The following is a 15,338-nucleotide window of genomic DNA, read 5'->3' as shown; positions in this document are numbered from 1 at the left end:
GAGATACAGGGGGCTCACATGGACGTACAGGGGCCGGCTGTCGACATCACCCGCGGTGATACCGGCCCCTGCCGCCCACCGCGCGCCAAGGGGTGACGCCCTCAGCACGCGGGCTTGTGTGGAGGAGCAGAGCCGCCGGGTGGGATGGCCCTGCTCCTCCTCCGCGCCTGTCGGCAGGCGCGGACCGTACCTAGCTCCCGGGCATCTGCGGGGGCACAGAGGGGGCCGGTACGGCGTTTTCTCCGTCGCGGACGGCGAAAGCAAATCCAGTGACGATCCGCCGGAATCCACGGTGATTGCTCCGGCCGGCGTGGCTCATGCATTCGACGTCAACCGCTTCGACGTCGGTGGAAGGCTTGGCAACCCACACGCACGCCAGGCATTCCGCCTCGTACGTGACGTCGGTGTCAGGGTGCTGGGCAATGCGGTGGGTGACGCTGCGGATCAGCGCACGGGGGCTCATGCCTGACGCTTCTTCGCGTGCGGGTGACGGCTGATTTCGATCGCCAGGTCCACGGCGTGCGACATGTCATACGCCGGATTTCCCTTATCCGTCGCCTGACGCCACTGGCTCTTCAGGGCTCGGCAGACAGCACACCCCGTTGCCGCCCTGGGCTCGTCCGGTAAGACGTCGTCGGTCAGAAACACCGGGCCCGACTGTGCACCTCTGATTTGCATCCCCGCACCTCCGCCGCGACTAATTGGCCTCAGCATTTCGTCACGGCTGACGAGGCGACAGGGACGCAGCGTCCTAGTTCCGCGACGCTATTTGACGACTCCGAGGAATTCCGCCAGCTTCCGAAGTCCCGGCGGGTGGGACGGTAGCTCCCATAGGTCGCTCACAATGGCGACCGCAAGCGTGTGATGGCGCATCCATGTTGGAGCGACCCGACGAAGGCTTTCGAGGGCCTTTACAGCCCCTTCCGCGTCACCTAGGTCAGTGTGGGCCCGCGCCACGTCCAGAAGCAGCCACGTACGCCATGAGGGCGGCGTATCCTTCGACAGGCGCATTCCCTTGGCCAGACGGAGCGCCTCCTCCGGTCGGTCGTGCTGCACGGCCAGGCGTACACGCTCGATGCGGACGGACGACTTACTGAAGACGGACAAGAGACGCCCGTCCCCCTCCGTGGGCGGCATCTTCGCCAGGCGGCCGGCAGCCTTCTCCGCGGCACGCATCATCTCGTCTGCCTGCTCGTAGTCATCAAGCCTGGCGTACGACGTAGCCGCGGACATTGTCAGTCCGCCCCACACACGGAGCCCCGATGCGTCATCGGTGAGCCCGTCTCGCTCCAGTCCCTCAGCGGCGAACAGGGCGATGCTCGTAGCGTCATCCAGCCGGTTGGATCGCTGGTAGGCCCACGCCAGGGAATTGCAGATCATCGGGACTAGGAGCGGGTCCTCCGACGCCTCCGCGGCAGCTATGGCACGCTCCAGGGCGGCAAGGGCAAGGTCAAGCTTGCCCAGACGGATGCTCAGGTGTCCGGCCAGCTGGAACGCCTTGCCGAGTGCCGCTTGTCCCCCGTCAGACCCCTGCGACGCCGTGAGACGGGCGTCAGCAAGGATTCCGGGCAGTAGGTTCAGAAGCTGTGGGAACTCCGCCGAGTGGTACATCGACCACGCGTCAGCGATCTCAGCGCGCAGGAGTTCGGACGTGAGGACCTCCGCCCCGTCAGACTCCTGCGGAGGGGCGAACATGAGCGGGTGAACGGCTCGACGAACAGCCACCAGCTGCGGCGGGTCGGCTTCCCCCGTCGACGGGACGCCCGGAGGGTCTCCCAGCAGCGTCGTCAACTCAACGCCGAGCCCGCCGGCCAGCGCGTGCAGTGTCGGCAGGCGTGCGGACCCTTTGCGCTTCTGCTCCAGCTTGCGGATGACGTCGACGGATACGCCCGACTTTTCCGCCAGCTCTTCCTGTGTCAGGCCCGACAGCCGTCGGAGCCGGGACAGCTTGTCTCCGAGATGCTCACTCACAGCTCAGACGGTACGCCGCAACAGCGACGTCAGGCCAGAAACGCAAAGAGCCCCCGCCGCGGGATGTGACGAGGGCTCTCAGGTGGGTCAGCCAGCGGCGTGGGCGTCCATGGCGTCCAGGACCGCGGATACGCACTCAGGCATGGCGCCACCCTTGGCCCACCCACGGAGACGCTGCAGTACCGCTCTCATCAGTCCTCCAGGGCAGGGTGTGTAGAAGGGGTCCTGTGCACAGAAGCACGTGTGAGGGCGGCTGCTGTGCCTCCCTCACTGCTGCTCTTGTGCGTGTGGTGCCACGTGCACAGCAGCTGTAGGTTCTCGTCCCTGTGGTCGTCTCCGGGCACCACATGGTCGACGTCAGTACCGGGTAGCTCGCACCGCCGGCCGTCGCTGTAGAGGGCCGTACAGACGCCTCCATCACGGCGGATGATGCTACGTCGAATCCGCGGCCAATCCTTCGGGAGGCGGCTTCTGCGGGTACTTCCGTCCCACGCCATTCGCCCACCTCGTCCCGGTTGTTGGCCGTAGGATCACGGCATGCTGAAGAAGTTCCTGGCCGCCCGGGGATACGGGGCGTAGACGAGTTGGCCCGCATCGCCTACAAGCGCGGGGACACGATCTTCGTGAACAAGTTCCATCCGCGGCCCACGAAGAACGACACAGATCTAACGATTGCGATCTCCGACGTCGAAGCGATCGGCTGGACGCTGATCGACCGACAGTCGGAAGGCGAAGGGCTGCAGCGGTTCGTCAGCCTGACGTTCCGCAGGACCGGCGCCTGAAGTAGCTCAGCCCCACCGCGGGATCTCTCCTCCGCGGCGGGGCTGTGTCTGTTGTCGGGATAGCAGGATTCGAACCTGCGGCCCTCCGCTCCCAAAGCGGATGCGCTGACCAAGCTGCGCCATATCCCGTGAGCCGCACCCGGGATCGAACCGGAGCCATGACCTGAGCCCGTAACGCTCGTGCGGCTTCGCCCGGGTGGAAGGAATCGAACCTCCGCATGCGGTTTTGGAGACCGCTGCTCTGCCACTGAGCTACACCCGATCGACGTCGGCCGGAGCATCACCGGGCGTTCCCCGGGTGCGGAGATTGCGCTCCGCCTACGGCCGTCCGCCCTTCCGGACCGTGAAGCCCGGGTGTTGGACGTCGCGCCACGGTGACAGCACCGAAACCAAGCCCTCTGTCCGCGGCAGTTGAGCCCCGTTGCCGGCGCCTCACGGACAGCAGCGCTCCCGACCGGACTCGAACCGGCGGCCCTCCGCTCGACAGGCGGACGCTCTGACCACTGAGCTACGGAAGCAAGTGACGTCAGAGGCTGGCTCCGAGAGGCCCCGGAGTGCATGACGTCGCCAAAGCGGGAGAGATACCGCGCCACTCGCCGGTATCGTCGCCCCCGCCCTGAAGTTCCAGGTCGCGTACTTCTCCAGGTACGCAATTGCCGCCCTCAGAAGCTCCGGTGAGTCCTTGAACATCCCGATGCCGCTGTTGCACTTGCCGCACAGCAGGCCGCGGACACAACGTCCGCAGGATCGACTACCGGAGCAGCACGAGTGGTCGTGGTCAATGGCCAGCTCCCGCCCGGACGTGTTCTCGTCGCCGCACAGGTTGCACCGTCCGCCGCTCTCGTCGCGCATCGCGGTCAGTTGCTCGCACGTGAGCCCGTACCGCGTGGCGGTGATGCATACCTTGCAGTACGGCTGAAGCCCATCGGGGTATGCCTTCGACGCTGAGTACTCGTCAACGTGCAGCCAGCGCAAGCACATCCCGCACTCCTTGCGGTCCTCCTCATCCCGCACCTGCGACGCTCCAGGACGTCGAGCGTGGGGTAGCCGAGTAAGCCTTCCCTTGCGCTCACGCTGGCTCGCGTGGCGACCGCACAGGCCCGCACGGGCCGCTGCTCTTTGACAGGCGTCAAACGAACACGCCTCACGCGTCGCAGGCTTGAACGTTCCGCGCGCCTCCCATGTCGTCTGCCGCTGGTACCTGGTAACCGCGCACGTCGGGCACCGGGGCCCAACAAGCGCCGGCTGACGGCAGTCGACCTCACAGCACGTCGGATGGATCGTCTCCGGAATCATCGGCCCCCCAGGATCGGGGCGCCGTGTGCTCCCCCTCTGACTTACTTATGGGGTGGAGCTGCGAGTCTGTGACGGTCAAGATTTCGGCCGACGTCGCTGCGACCGTGCTCGACTCCGGAGGAGAGTGCGGAGGATCATGGGAGCGACGTCGGCCGGCGGGGGCGGTGTTACTTCCCCCGCTGCCTTACTTATGGGGTGATGCTTTTCGCCGGGGCGGTTTGATTATGACCACCTCCGCCACCCCCGGACAGACTGGCGACAGAATGACAAAATAACCCCTTATTTTACTTCTCTCTAACGCGCGTTAAGGAGAAAGGAAAATAGGGGGTTAGTTCGTCCTTTTGGCCAGCCTGACTCGCAAGCGGCTACACAGCGCTACAAGTTGACCAACCGTCAGCACTCTCCGCAGTTATCCACAGGCGCCTGTGGATGAAGGAGGCTGCGGGCGACGTCGACGAAGTGGCGGAGGCGGACGACGAGGAGCACGCGAGGGGGCGACGGCCGCCGTAAACCCGCCCACCATCTTTCCGTGTGAGACCAACACCGTTATAGCTCCGTTACCTAGAGAGCGCGTCAGGAGTCCCCGTAGGGTGCCTCATCCGGATCAACGACGGCGCGGACGGATTCAATCCGTCGCCTCCTCCGCGGCGATAGCCTCCAGGGCGGCGGCTTCGGGGTCCTCCTCCGGCTGATAGGCGAACACCAGCCGGCTCGGATCGAACGACCTGCTGCCCTTGACTGCCGCGCGCTTCACTTCAATCCGCACACGGAACAGCTGATACAGGCTGTTGTGCCCCTGCTCGCCACGCTCGCGCAGGGCCTTACGCTCCTCCGGGTCATCGACGATGAACTCCCCCTTGTCGTTGACCGCGGACGACCGAAGGATGAGTTCGTTGTGGCGGTGCCACTCCGTGGCGACCGTTCGGCCGGTGTCCTTGAGTACGGTGGTCGCCTCTCGTGTCGGCAGGCTTCGCAGGCGTTCCAGGCGGTCCGTGAGGTTTCGGTGCTGCGTGCGGAACCGGTCGACGGCGGCCCCCTTGTAGATGCCGGCCCGACGGTCGGCCTCCAGCTCGTCCAGCGCGGTTTCCGCGGCCTTGATGTCGCTCGCGTAACTGACCCCGGGGACATGCTCCTCAAGGACGTACGCCATGCTTCCGTGCCGCTTGAGGAATTCCTCCCCGGCCCACTTTTCCACGGGGTCCGCCACGATGTTCACGCCGGGGCAGTCGAGTCCCTTGGACCGCGATGGGCAGCGGTACCGGAGTCCGCGCCGGTAGCCGTCGTTCCGTACTTCGGTCGAGCCGTCTCGGTACGTGCGCCCGCCGCACTCGTGGCAGTGCTGCACGTACGTCAGGGGGCCTGCGTTCTTCCGACGGGGCTTCTCCGTGCGCGCCCGCTGCGTCTCGCTCTGCGGTGTCGATTCGATCAGTTCCCTCAGCTGGTCTTGCTCGTCCAGGGTGAGGATGGGACGGGCGATCATTACCGGGAGTCCGTCGTCCCCGCGCACGATGCGCCCCTCGTGGTCCGTAATGACTCCGGCCGTCGTGGGGTTCAGCAGAATGCGCACCAGGGTCTCACGGAGCCATTTAGTCCCCTTCGGCTCCTTTCCCGCGTCGACGAGGCGGCAATCCGACTCGGTCAGCTCCCCCGCTTTGTTGAGCCGCTGAACTTCTGCGTGCGGGGTCGTACCTGGCAGCCCGGTCAGCCCGAAAATGTTGTCTGCGGCTCGCCGGATAACCGCGCAGCGATGGTCATGGTCGCCCAGTTTCCATCCCAGGGACTTTCCCGTTTCAGGGTCGTGTCCCAGGTGGATTTTGACGCGTCCGTACGGCACTCGCCCGCCCGGCCATCGGCCCATCTGACGAAGAGTGTCGCGGGTTTCCTGCGCGCGTTCCTTGATGACTTCTAGTTCGTTCTCGGCAAACATGGCTGCGATTCCGGCGAACATGCGGCCCTCTCGTGTAGAGGGGTCGATGTTCATGCGCACTGTATTGATGCGCTTGCCGTTGTCCCTGCACCAATCCAGGAGGCTGGAGAACCAGACGACGCGACGGGCCCAGCGGTCTACGCGCAATGCGACCATGCCGTCAAACGGCTGCGGCGGAACAGGCTCCAGCCACTTCGCCAAGTGCCTCCGCTTCCACGGCGACACCTCCCCGGAGACGTCGGTGTCGACGACGACGGCGACGACGATCCCGTGTGCCACGTCCTCCACCCAGCGGCGCCCCTCCTCTGTCTGCCGCTCGACAGACGTGCTTTCGTCGGTGTCGCGGCTCAGGCGTACGTAAACCACCCACCGGTTGCCCGACGTGTTGACGTCCAGAGCCGGTCGGCGCGAGTGCTTGACGCCTCGTCGACGGGGCTCCCTTGTTTGGGCTCCTACCATTGGCTGTACCCCTCCCCTAAGTAGTGTGAATGCTACTCTCCCGACCACGCGATGTGGTTCCACCGGCCGTTCCGGGCGGACGAGTGGTTCCTCTACGACCAGGAGTCGCCGATCGCAACAGGCGGACGGGGGCTGGCGCGCGGCCGGATCTACGACCGCAGGGGCAATCTCCTGGTGTCCGTGGTGCAGGAGGGACTGTTCCGCCGCCTGGGCGAGTAGCCGTGCCCGGGCTCAGATGCCGGGGAGCGGGTCCTGCTCGACCTCGTGGCGGCGGGTGCGGATGTCCGGGGGCGCCGGGTGCAGTTTGGCGTCGCAGGCGGGGCCGAGGCCGGTGCGGCGTGACTCCGTACCGGTGAGCGGGCGCCCGCACATGCGGCAGCGCACCACCCGTCGGCGGGCGGTCCGGTCGGTCGGACCGTCGGGCAGCGGCTCGACGCCGGGTTCGGGGAAGGGTTCAGCGGACTCCACGAATCGATCTTCTCAAGACGCCCGTCTACTCTGCGACTTCCGAACGGCACACAACGGAGGAGTTCGCGGGTGAGCAGCGTGCTGACATTGGAGTCGGTCCCCCGGCCGAAGAAGGACAAGAAGGCGGAACAGGACATCGCCCCGGATGCGGTCGCGCCCATCGGCCATGTCGTCAAGTTCGCGAACGAGCCCGGCGGGGAGTCCCGGGTGGTCGCCCATGTGGAACGCGAACTGCCGCAGGGCGGGATACCCGCGTACCTCGCGGCCCGCAAGACGGGTGCGCGTTCCTTCGTCCTGTGGGCAGACCCCGACCGCCGGGCCAGGCTGGCGACCTTGGTCACCACATCCGCGGCCGATGGCGTCGCCACGTACCAGGTGCTGGGCGCGCAGGGTGAGCCCATCGGCACACTCGTCCGCGAGAAGGCCCTCTCCGGGAAGGGGCTGCGGACCCGATGGACGGTCGCGCAGACCGGTTGCCAGGAGGCGGTCGGCCTCAAGGGCCGGATCTTCTGGTGGTACGTGTGGTGGCTGCTGTTCCCCGTCCAGGTGGCCATCGGTGTGGGCAGCCTCCTGAGCGGCAGCGGCGATGTGGCACGGGGGCCGCGGCGCATCATCTGGCGGGCAGGCCAGGATGTCCCGCTGGAGTTCCGGTCGGACGACGACGAGATCCATGTCCACGCGCCGTGGGTCGACTGGCGGCTCGCAGCCGCGCTGACGGCGCTGATCCGCACCTTCGACAGCTGGATGGGCACTCCCTGGGACGACAAGCGGCAGTGAGCCGCAGCGGCACCGGTGGCGCGCCCGGACCGGTCAGGAGGCGAGAATTCTGGCCTTCTGGGCTGCGAACTCGCTGTCGCTCAGCAGTCCTTGGCTCTTGAGGTCACCGAGTTCCTTGAGTTGGGCGATCTTGTTACTCATCTCGTCCTCCGGCGCGAGAGGAGGAGGCGCTGCGGGGGCGGGTCGGGCCTGAGCCTGCGCGGCGTCCTGCCGGGCCCAGCGGCCCGCCTGCCGCCGGGAGACCCGGTTGGAGACCGAGGTGGCGGTTCCGGCGATCACCGCTGTACGGGCGACGCCGCGAAGAAGGCCTGGCATGGTGCATCTCCTTTGACTGGCTCTGCGGGTACGGTCCGCCCGGCTGAGGCTCAGCGGGGACGGTCGGCCCGACGAGACCGTGAACGGCTCAGACCCTGGACTCGGCCGCGTCGAGCGAGGCCAGGACCTCCTGGATCGGGATACGCCCGTTGGCGACGAGCCGGCCTCCGGAGCGGCGCAGCGCGGCCGCGAGCGGTCCCGCCCACACGTTCTCGTAGATGAGGATTCCGGCAGCGCTGCCGGGTTCGAGGACCGTGCCCGCCTCGTCGATGTCGTCCTGGCCGAGCAGGCCCGAGGACGCCCCTTCGAACACGGCGAGGTCATCACCGCCGTCCCCGGTCGCCTCGGAGAGTTCCACGCCCTCGACCGTTCCGTCCTGGTTCTTCCTGACGAAGATCAGATCCAGGATCCGGATGATGCCCCGGTCGACCAGATCGACCAGCAGGGGCAGTCCTTCTCCCGTCATCCGGCTTCCCGCCGGGAACTCGATCACCAGGTAGTCGATCGGTCCCGTCTCGTCGCTCTCGCCGCTCACGCCAGCTCCTCAGAATCTCGACTGCCCCGGTTCCACCGGAGACCACGGCCCCGGCCATTGCAACAGCGGGTGGACCGCGGCGCATCTCGGTCATGGACGTGGGTGAGCCCGGGCCCCACTGCGCCATTGGACGGACAGTGGTCCCTCCAATGGCGCAGTGGTGCGAGCCGCACCCCTCCCGTCCTGCGCCGCCACAGATGGTTGTCGCGCGCGGACGGCCTGCGGGCGGGCCCGAATTCCTGCGGGGTGGCACGGACGTCGTGCACATCCGGTCCGGGTCCGTCCGGCGGCGCCGGGGCGGGATTCGTGGAGGTGCAGGATGGACATGATCCATGTCCGCGCGGTGAGCCCGCCGGACCTGACCGACCAGGTGGTGGGCCTGCTCGCCGGTGATCCATGTGTGCTGAATCTGATCGTGCAGCCGGGTGCGGTACGTAACCCGGACGGCGACGGCATCGCCTGCGACGTACTGACGGGCGCGGCCAACGAAATCCTGCGCAGCCTGCGCGCACTGCGCCTGGACCACCGCGGCTCCATCGTCATCGAACCGGTGGACATTGCCTTCTCCGGCCGGGCGGCCGGCCTCGGAGCCGAACACCTCGGGCCACTGACCCGCGCACCGGTCTGGGAGCAGGTGGAGGCACGCATCCGCGCCGAGGGCACGTACGCGCCGAGCTTCTACCTCTACCTCGTCATCGCGGGGATCATCGGTTCGGTCGGGATCGTCACCAACTCCCAGATCCTGATCGTCGCGGCGATGGTCGTCGGCCCCGAGTACGGTGCCGTCGTCAGCATCGCGCTGGGCATCGACCAGGGCGACCGGACCAGGATCCGGCGGGGGCTCCTGGCGTTGTTCACGGGCTTTGCGCTGACGATCGTCGTCACTTTTCTCTTCAGTCTTCTGGTCCGCGGTTTCGGCCTGGAGTCGGCCGCGTTCGACGCGGGGCTGCGGCCCGTCTCCAACCTGATCAACACCCCCAACTTCTTCTCGGTCGCCGTGGCGGCGCTGGCCGGCATCGTCGGCATCGTGTCCCTCACCGAGGCCAGAACGAGCGCTCTGCTCGGTGTGTTCATCTCGGTCACGACCATCCCGGCCGCCGCGGACGTCAGCGTCTCCACCGCGTTCACGAGCTGGCCCGAGGCATGGGGCTCGCTCGTCCAACTGCTGGTCAACATCGCGGTGCTGATCGTGGTGGGCACGGCCGCGCTCAGATGTCAGCGGGCGATCTGGCGGCGGGTCGGTCTCCGGCACGACCCGTCGGGGCGGCGGTAGCGACCCGCTCCTCCTCCAGGCCAAGAAGGCCGGCACCTCGGTGCTCGCGCCGCACGCCGGCGCGAGCACCCACCGGAACCAGGGCGAGCGGGTGGTCGCCGGTCGACGCGGTACGCGCGGGCCGGCTCCCCTCGGCAGGGAACGCCTGAGGCATCCGGCGACATGACGTGTGCTCACATCGGAGGGCCGCCGCGGCCGTTGTGACCCCCTGGGCGGCGGCCCGCCCCCGGCGCTGGTCCAAGCGAATGGCCGTACGGAAATCACCATCCGCACACAGCGGGGGCACCACGGCCACGTCCCCGCATTGTGCTAACTCCTTGTGGACGCTTGCGGAACAGCGTGTTCCAGATGGGTTCGGACGCTGAGGAGACAACGATCATGTCGGCCACCACCACGGAGCCGCCGGACCCCTTCGCACTGATCCGCACCCGCACTTACGCCATGCTCCTCGTCGTGGCGGCGCTTCTCGGAATCCCGATCTCGGCGCTGGCGTTCGGCTTCCTCGCCCTCGTCCACGAACTCCAGTCGCTCACCTACAACGACCTGCCCAGGGCTCTGGGCTTCACCGGCACGCCCTCATGGTGGCCGGTGCCGCTGCTCGCCGTGGCCGGCCTGCTGGTCGGACTGACCGTCCGGCACCTCCCCGGGAAGGGCGGCCATCGGCCCGCCGACGGTCTCATGCACACGGGGGTGCCCTCGGCGGTGGAACTGCCCGGCATCGCACTCGCGGCGCTCGCCTCGCTGGGTGTCGGCGCGGTGCTCGGTCCCGAGGCACCGCTCATCGCGCTCGGCGGCGGTCTGGCCGTGTACGCGGTGCGTCTGGTCAAGCCAGGCATCAGCCCCAAGGCGAGTGCCGTGCTGGGAGCCGCGGGAAGCTTCGCCGCCATCAGCGCACTGCTGGGCTCTCCGCTCCTCGGTGCCTTTCTCCTGATGGAGGCCTCGGGGCTGGCCGGGATGATGCTCGGGATGGTCCTGGTGCCAGGACTGCTCGCCGCCGGCATCGGGGCGCTCATCTTCACCGGTCTCGGCTCATGGACCGGCCTGGGAACGTACTCTCTGGCCCTCCATCATGTGCCCCACGCCGAGGAGCCCGACATCGCGCAGCTCGGCTGGGCAGTCGTGCTGGGCCTCGCGGCAGCCTTCGCCGGCACGGGCATTCAGCGGCTCGCCCTGTTCCTGGAGGCTCGGGTCGAGCGGCGGACGGTGGTGGCCACCGTGGTCATGGGCCTGGTCGTCGGTCTGGTGGCGTTCGTGTACGCGCAGGGCACGGGAAGGGACGCATCCGGGGTGCTGTATTCCGGGGAGAGCGCGCTCGACCCGCTGCTCTCCCAGAGCGCGGGCTACTCGGTTGCCACGCTCCTGGTGCTCGCCCTCTGCAAGGCGCTGGCGTACTGCGCGTCCTTGAGCAGCTTCCGGGGAGGCCCCGTCTTTCCGGCGATGTTCGTAGGAGCGGCGGGCGGGATCGCGCTGTCCCATCTCCCCGGGCTGAATCTGACGTCGGGCTTCGCGATGGGCATCGGTGCCATGTGCGTGGCGTTGCTGAAGCTGCCGATGACCTCGGTGCTGCTGGCCACCTTGCTGCTGGGGTCCGAGGGCCTCACCGTCATGCCGCTGGTGATCGTCTCGGTCGTGGTCTCCTATGTGGTCACGCTCAGGCTCGCGCCGGCATCGGCCGCCCGGCCTCCGGCACCCGACACTCCGGCGGGCGCCGGCTCCCGACCGGATCGAGGATGACGGGCAGGCCGTGGCCTCAGGCCCCTGCCTTCTCCTGCGGACCCGCGCAGAGCGCCCAGAGGATGAAGACGTTGATGGCGATGAGCACGATGGACCAGAACGGGTAGAAGGGCAGCCACAGGAAGTTGGCGAGCGCACCCAGGCCTACGAGCACGATGCCCACGACGCGTGCCCATGCGGCCCCGGTGAACAGCGCACAGCCGGCGAGGACTATGAGGGTGCCCAGAATCAGGTGGATCCAGCCCCAGCCGGTGAGGCTGAACCGGAACACATAGTTGCGTGTGGCGACGAAGATGTTGTCCTTGGCGATGGCGGCGATCCCTTCAAAGATCGCCATTGCTCCGCCGAAGATCATCAGAACCGCCGCGAAGGCGGTCCAGCCGTACCGGAAGGGATGATGCGAACTCGGGGTGGCGTCAGGCGCCACACTCGGCCCGTTGCCGGCACTGGCCATATCGGCCTCCTCGGGTAGCAGAGCAACCCGGCAGACCCGAGTGGGCTCGCCGGGGCCTCCCCGAGCAAGCGTGGCACGGCAGCACCCGGCCGGCAGAACAACCACGTCCGGCCGTCGCCGGCGACACAGCTCTCTCCGATCAGGGATATTGTCTCCGATGTGAGAGAATTTGAAGCGGCGGAGCCCGGCTCCGTCGACGCCCGGCTCGCCGCGCGGCTTGGCGAACTGCGTACCGAACACGGCTGGTCGCTGGATGAGTTGTCCCGGCGCAGCGGGGTGAGCCGCTCAACGCTGTCCCGGCTGGAGCGTGGCGAGTTGAGCCCGACCGCCTCCCTTCTCGGCACGTTGTGCACGGTCTACGAGCGGACGATGTCCCGGCTGCTGATGGAGGTGGAGGCGGAACCACCGCAGCTGGTCCCCGCCGCGCGGCAACCGGTGTGGCGGGACGAGGCATCGGGCTTCGTGCGCCGCTCGGTCTCGCCGCCGCACACCGGTCTGCGCGCGGAGGTCATCGAGGGCACTCTCGACGCCGGGGCCGCCATCGCCTACGAGAACGCGCCCGTGTCCGGTGTGGAGCAGCATGTCTGGGTGCTGGAGGGAACGGTCGAGATCACCGTCGACGACACCGTGCACACCGTGCGCAGAGGCGACTGCCTGCGCTTTCGGCTGCGCGGCCCTTCGCGCTTCCGCTGCCCGGGACCGGAACAGGTCCGCTACGCACTGATGATCGTCCTGCCGTGAATGTTGTGAAGCCGTGAAAGGACCCGCCTCATGACCGAGATCGTCCCGGTCTCCGGACCCGAACTGGTCACCTACGCCGACGAGTTGGCCGCCCTCCTGGTGGAGACCGTGAACGGCGGATCGTCGGTGGGATTTCTCGCGCCGCTGGACCGTGACGTGGCCGCCGCCTGGTGGCGGGAGAGGGCCGGGGCCGTCGATGCGGGACACCTTCAGATCTGGATCGCCAGGGACGCGGAACGGCCGGCCGGGACCATCGGCCTGGTCCGGGCTCCGCTGCCGAACGCCCGTCACCGTGCGGAGGTGGCCAAGCTGATGGTCCGTCCGTCGGCCCGCGGTCAGGGGCTCGGCAGGTCGCTGCTCGCCGCCGCCGAGCGGTCGGCCGCCGATGCGGGAGTCACACTGCTGGTGCTGGACACCGAGAGCGGCAGTCCTGCCGAAAGGCTCTACCGTTCGGCGGGCTGGGCGGAGTGCGGATCGATTCCGGACTACGCCTGCGACCCGGCAGGGGTCCTGAAACCGACGACCCTCTACTACAAGGCGGTCGGCTCCGCGCCGGGAGCATCGGATCGGCCGGCGAGCCCGTCCACGTCCTGGTAGGCACCACCCCCTCGGCTGAATCCGGGCGATCGGGTTCGTGCCGATCAACTTGCGGGCGTGACAATGGCTGTGGAAGTCACCCTCACAAGGAGAACCTCATGACGCTGCACGACATCCCCCTGCGCACGCTCACCGGCGAGCCCACCTCCCTGGCCGATTACCGCGGCCGGGCGGTCCTGTTGGTGAACGTCGCGTCGAAGTGCGGACTCACCCCGCAGTACGCGGGCCTGGAACGACTCCAGAACGAGTACGCGGACCGCGGCTTCACCGTGCTCGGCGTGCCGTGCAACCAGTTCGCCGGCCAGGAGCCGGGGAACGCGGAGGAGATCCAGACCTTCTGCTCGACGACGTACGGTGTCAGCTTCCCGCTGCTGGAGAAGACCGACGTGAACGGAGAAGGGCGCCACCCGCTCTATGCCGAGCTGACCGGACTCGCGGACGAGGACGGCGAGGCCGGTGACGTCCAGTGGAACTTCGAGAAGTTCCTCATCTCGCCCGCGGGCGAGCCGGTCGCGCGCCTGCGCCCGCGCACGGAGCCGGAGGCCCCGGAGCTCATCGCAGCCATCGAGTCCCAGCTGCCCGCCTGACCGGTTCCGTCCTCAATACCGGACGTCCGCTGTGCGCTCGATCGCCGGACGGGCTGGAATCTCAGCCTCCCCGGCGATCGAGGACAGCCGGGGTGCGGGCCGCACGAGCGTGAGCCGTGCAAACCACCACCCCGCCCCGCGCTATCGGATCGGCATGCCCGAGAGGGTGCGGGCGATCACCAGACGCTGGATCTCGCTCGTGCCCTCGAAGATCGTGTAGATCGCCGCGTCCCGGTGCATCCGCTCCACCGGGTATTCACGGGTGAAGCCGTTGCCGCCGAGGATCTGCACGGCCTGCGCGGTGACCTTCTTCGCCGTCTCGCTCGCATACAGCTTGGACATGGAACCCTCGGCCGAGGTGAACGGCTTGCCGGTGGTCGCCATCCAGGAGGCGCGCCAGACCAGCAGCCGGGCCGCGTCGATCCGGGTACGCATATCGGCGAGCTGGAAGGCGATGCCCTGGTTGTCGATGATCGGTCGGCCGAACTGGGTGCGGGTCTTCGCGTAGTCCAGCGCGACCTCGTACGCGGCACGGGCGGTGCCGACCGCCATGGCGCCGACCGCGGGGCGGGAGGCCTCGAAGGTGGCCATCGCCGCGTTCTTCACCCGCTCGCCACCGGACGCGGCGCGCTCGCGGGCCCGGGCCAGGCGTTCGTCGAGCTTCTCCTTGCCGCCGAGCAGGCAGTGGCCGGGGACACGGACGTCCTCGAGGACGACCTCGGCAGTGTGAGAGGCGCGGATGCCGTGCTTCTTGAACTTCTGCCCCTGGGAGAGGCCGGGGGTGTTCGGCGGCACGATGAACGAGGCGTGCCCCTTGGAGCCGAGCTCCGCGTCGACCACGGCGACGACGACATGGACGCCCGCGATGCCGCCGTTGGTCGCCCAGGTCTTGGTGCCGTTCAGCACCCACTCGTCCTTGGCCTGGTCATAGACCGCGCGGGTGCGCATCGAGGCGACGTCGGAGCCCGCGTCCGGCTCGGAGGAGCAGAAGGCGGCGACCTTCACATCGTCGACGTCGCCGTACATCTGCGGGATCCAGGTGCCGATCTGCTCCTCGGTGCCGTTGGCGAGGACACCCACGGCCGCCAGGCCCGTACCGACGATCGACAGGGCGATGCCCGCGTCCCCCCAGAAGAGCTCCTCCATCGCCATCGGGATGCCGAGGCCCGTCGGGTCGAAGAACTGCTGGGCGTAGAAGTCGAGGGAGTAGATGCCGACCTTGGCCGCCTCCTGGATGACGGGCCAGGGCGTTTCCTCACGCTCGTCCCACTCCGAAGCCGCCGGTCGGATCACATCCGCGGCGAAGCCGTGAAGCCAGTCACGGACCTGCTTCTGGTCATCGTTGAGTTCGAGCGTGAACTCGGCCATGTTCCCCTCCACGTACTACCCTGAAAATCCACTCGTTACTTGCGGTAACCGCAG

General features: G+C 67.9%; 14 protein-coding genes, 3 tRNA genes and 3 pseudogenes. 9 read left to right on the top strand and 11 right to left on the bottom strand.

Annotated elements, in window-relative coordinates; all coding sequences use genetic code 11:
* Nucleotides 1-765 precede the first annotated feature (765 nt).
* Complete coding sequence (locus ACFVYE_RS09445; protein ID WP_383961519.1) at nucleotides 766-1,971, bottom strand: helix-turn-helix domain-containing protein; 1,206 nt, start codon at nucleotides 1,969-1,971, stop codon at nucleotides 766-768.
* 584 nt (nucleotides 1,972-2,555) lie between these two features.
* Here ACFVYE_RS09445 and ACFVYE_RS09440 point away from each other — a divergent pair.
* Nucleotides 2,556-2,753, top strand: a complete 198-nt coding sequence (locus ACFVYE_RS09440) for a hypothetical protein (protein WP_383961522.1) — start codon at nucleotides 2,556-2,558, stop codon at nucleotides 2,751-2,753.
* A gap of 54 nt (nucleotides 2,754-2,807) precedes the next feature.
* Here the strand turns inward: ACFVYE_RS09440 and ACFVYE_RS09435 are convergent.
* From ACFVYE_RS09435 to ACFVYE_RS09415, 5 genes and pseudogenes are all read right to left on the bottom strand, one after another.
* Nucleotides 2,808-2,882 (bottom strand) — tRNA-Pro (locus tag ACFVYE_RS09435).
* Between the two features lie 62 nt (nucleotides 2,883-2,944).
* Nucleotides 2,945-3,015: transfer RNA gene (locus ACFVYE_RS09430), tRNA-Trp, on the bottom strand.
* A gap of 183 nt (nucleotides 3,016-3,198) precedes the next feature.
* Nucleotides 3,199-3,271, bottom strand: a tRNA-Asp gene (locus ACFVYE_RS09425).
* A 130-nt stretch (nucleotides 3,272-3,401) separates the two neighbouring features.
* Nucleotides 3,402-3,734 (bottom strand): annotated as a pseudogene (locus ACFVYE_RS09420) (endonuclease domain-containing protein); the annotation flags it as partial.
* A 940-nt stretch (nucleotides 3,735-4,674) separates the two neighbouring features.
* Complete coding sequence (locus tag ACFVYE_RS09415) at nucleotides 4,675-6,435, bottom strand: recombinase family protein (protein WP_389604944.1); 1,761 nt, start codon at nucleotides 6,433-6,435, stop codon at nucleotides 4,675-4,677.
* 36 nt (nucleotides 6,436-6,471) lie between these two features.
* Here ACFVYE_RS09415 and ACFVYE_RS09410 point away from each other — a divergent pair.
* Nucleotides 6,472-6,654: pseudogene (locus tag ACFVYE_RS09410) on the top strand (acyl-CoA thioesterase); the annotation flags it as partial.
* A gap of 12 nt (nucleotides 6,655-6,666) precedes the next feature.
* On the opposite strand, the gene ACFVYE_RS09405 reads toward ACFVYE_RS09410, so the two are convergent.
* The gene (locus tag ACFVYE_RS09405) at nucleotides 6,667-6,903 is read right to left on the bottom strand and encodes a DUF6011 domain-containing protein (RefSeq protein ID WP_383961525.1); all 237 of its coding nucleotides are present in this window, start codon (nucleotides 6,901-6,903) and stop codon (nucleotides 6,667-6,669) included.
* Between the two features lie 69 nt (nucleotides 6,904-6,972).
* Between ACFVYE_RS09405 and ACFVYE_RS09400 the strand changes: the two genes are divergently transcribed.
* Nucleotides 6,973-7,680, top strand: a complete 708-nt coding sequence (locus ACFVYE_RS09400; RefSeq protein ID WP_389604853.1) for a hypothetical protein — start codon at nucleotides 6,973-6,975, stop codon at nucleotides 7,678-7,680.
* 33 nt (nucleotides 7,681-7,713) lie between these two features.
* On the opposite strand, the gene ACFVYE_RS09395 is transcribed toward ACFVYE_RS09400, so the two are convergent.
* Complete coding sequence (locus tag ACFVYE_RS09395) at nucleotides 7,714-7,995, bottom strand: SHOCT domain-containing protein (RefSeq protein WP_383961530.1); 282 nt, start codon at nucleotides 7,993-7,995, stop codon at nucleotides 7,714-7,716.
* A gap of 88 nt (nucleotides 7,996-8,083) precedes the next feature.
* The gene (locus tag ACFVYE_RS09390; RefSeq protein WP_383961533.1) at nucleotides 8,084-8,530 is read right to left on the bottom strand and encodes a DUF6325 family protein; all 447 of its coding nucleotides are present in this window, start codon (nucleotides 8,528-8,530) and stop codon (nucleotides 8,084-8,086) included.
* A gap of 319 nt (nucleotides 8,531-8,849) precedes the next feature.
* On the opposite strand from ACFVYE_RS09390, the gene ACFVYE_RS09385 reads away from it, so the two are divergent.
* From ACFVYE_RS09385 to ACFVYE_RS09375, 3 genes and pseudogenes are all read left to right on the top strand, one after another.
* Nucleotides 8,850-9,803, top strand: a complete 954-nt coding sequence (locus ACFVYE_RS09385; RefSeq protein WP_383961535.1) for a DUF389 domain-containing protein — start codon at nucleotides 8,850-8,852, stop codon at nucleotides 9,801-9,803.
* Nucleotides 9,799-9,912: pseudogene (locus tag ACFVYE_RS09380) on the top strand (DUF2252 family protein); the annotation flags it as partial. The gene ACFVYE_RS09385 and the pseudogene ACFVYE_RS09380, both read left to right, overlap by 5 nt.
* Before the next feature lie 269 nt (nucleotides 9,913-10,181).
* Entirely contained in the window at nucleotides 10,182-11,537 is a 1,356-nt protein-coding gene (locus tag ACFVYE_RS09375; RefSeq protein WP_389604851.1) for a chloride channel protein, read from the top strand.
* Between the two features lie 16 nt (nucleotides 11,538-11,553).
* Here the strand turns inward: ACFVYE_RS09375 and ACFVYE_RS09370 are convergent, their stop codons facing one another.
* Nucleotides 11,554-11,991 carry a hypothetical protein gene (locus ACFVYE_RS09370; RefSeq protein WP_383976791.1) on the bottom strand — a complete coding sequence of 146 codons (438 nt, stop codon included), beginning with the start codon at nucleotides 11,989-11,991 and terminating at the stop codon, nucleotides 11,554-11,556.
* A 159-nt stretch (nucleotides 11,992-12,150) separates the two neighbouring features.
* Here ACFVYE_RS09370 and ACFVYE_RS09365 point away from each other — a divergent pair, with 159 nt between their 5' ends.
* From ACFVYE_RS09365 to ACFVYE_RS09355, 3 genes are all read left to right on the top strand, one after another.
* On the top strand, nucleotides 12,151-12,732 hold the full coding sequence (locus ACFVYE_RS09365; protein WP_383976793.1) for a helix-turn-helix domain-containing protein: 582 nt from the start codon (nucleotides 12,151-12,153) through the stop codon (nucleotides 12,730-12,732).
* A 30-nt stretch (nucleotides 12,733-12,762) separates the two neighbouring features.
* Nucleotides 12,763-13,329: a GNAT family N-acetyltransferase gene (locus tag ACFVYE_RS09360; protein ID WP_383976795.1), complete on the top strand. Its 567-nt coding sequence runs from the start codon at nucleotides 12,763-12,765 to the stop codon at nucleotides 13,327-13,329.
* Between the two features lie 98 nt (nucleotides 13,330-13,427).
* Nucleotides 13,428-13,916: a glutathione peroxidase gene (locus ACFVYE_RS09355; protein WP_389604848.1), complete on the top strand. Its 489-nt coding sequence runs from the start codon at nucleotides 13,428-13,430 to the stop codon at nucleotides 13,914-13,916.
* 141 nt (nucleotides 13,917-14,057) lie between these two features.
* Here the strand turns inward: ACFVYE_RS09355 and ACFVYE_RS09350 are convergent, their stop codons facing one another.
* Nucleotides 14,058-15,284 (bottom strand): acyl-CoA dehydrogenase family protein, encoded by a 1,227-nt coding sequence (locus tag ACFVYE_RS09350; protein WP_383976798.1) that lies wholly within the window; start codon nucleotides 15,282-15,284, stop codon nucleotides 14,058-14,060.
* Between the last annotated feature and the right edge of the window lie 54 nt (nucleotides 15,285-15,338).

The sequence above is a fragment of the Streptomyces sp. NPDC058239 genome (genome assembly GCF_042882185.1).
GTDB lineage: Bacteria > Actinomycetota > Actinomycetes > Streptomycetales > Streptomycetaceae > Streptomyces.
The sequence above is the reverse complement of the archived record's forward strand: the minus strand, read 5'-3'. Positions and strand labels throughout refer to the sequence as shown.

What these genes read in the sequence shown, in the direction of transcription:
- ACFVYE_RS09355 (WP_389604848.1), top strand. Translation starts at nt 13,428, where the DNA reads ATGACGCTGCACGACATCCCCCTGCGCACGCTCACCGGCGAGCCCACC.
- ACFVYE_RS09370 (WP_383976791.1), bottom strand. Translation starts at nt 11,991, where the DNA reads ATGGCCAGTGCCGGCAACGGGCCGAGTGTGGCGCCTGACGCCACCCCG.
- ACFVYE_RS09375 (WP_389604851.1), top strand. Translation starts at nt 10,182, where the DNA reads ATGTCGGCCACCACCACGGAGCCGCCGGACCCCTTCGCACTGATCCGC.
- ACFVYE_RS09385 (WP_383961535.1), top strand. Translation starts at nt 8,850, where the DNA reads ATGGACATGATCCATGTCCGCGCGGTGAGCCCGCCGGACCTGACCGAC.
- ACFVYE_RS09360 (WP_383976795.1), top strand. Translation starts at nt 12,763, where the DNA reads ATGACCGAGATCGTCCCGGTCTCCGGACCCGAACTGGTCACCTACGCC.
- ACFVYE_RS09415 (WP_389604944.1), bottom strand. Translation starts at nt 6,435, where the DNA reads ATGGTAGGAGCCCAAACAAGGGAGCCCCGTCGACGAGGCGTCAAGCAC.
- ACFVYE_RS09350 (WP_383976798.1), bottom strand. Translation starts at nt 15,284, where the DNA reads ATGGCCGAGTTCACGCTCGAACTCAACGATGACCAGAAGCAGGTCCGT.
- ACFVYE_RS09395 (WP_383961530.1), bottom strand. Translation starts at nt 7,995, where the DNA reads ATGCCAGGCCTTCTTCGCGGCGTCGCCCGTACAGCGGTGATCGCCGGA.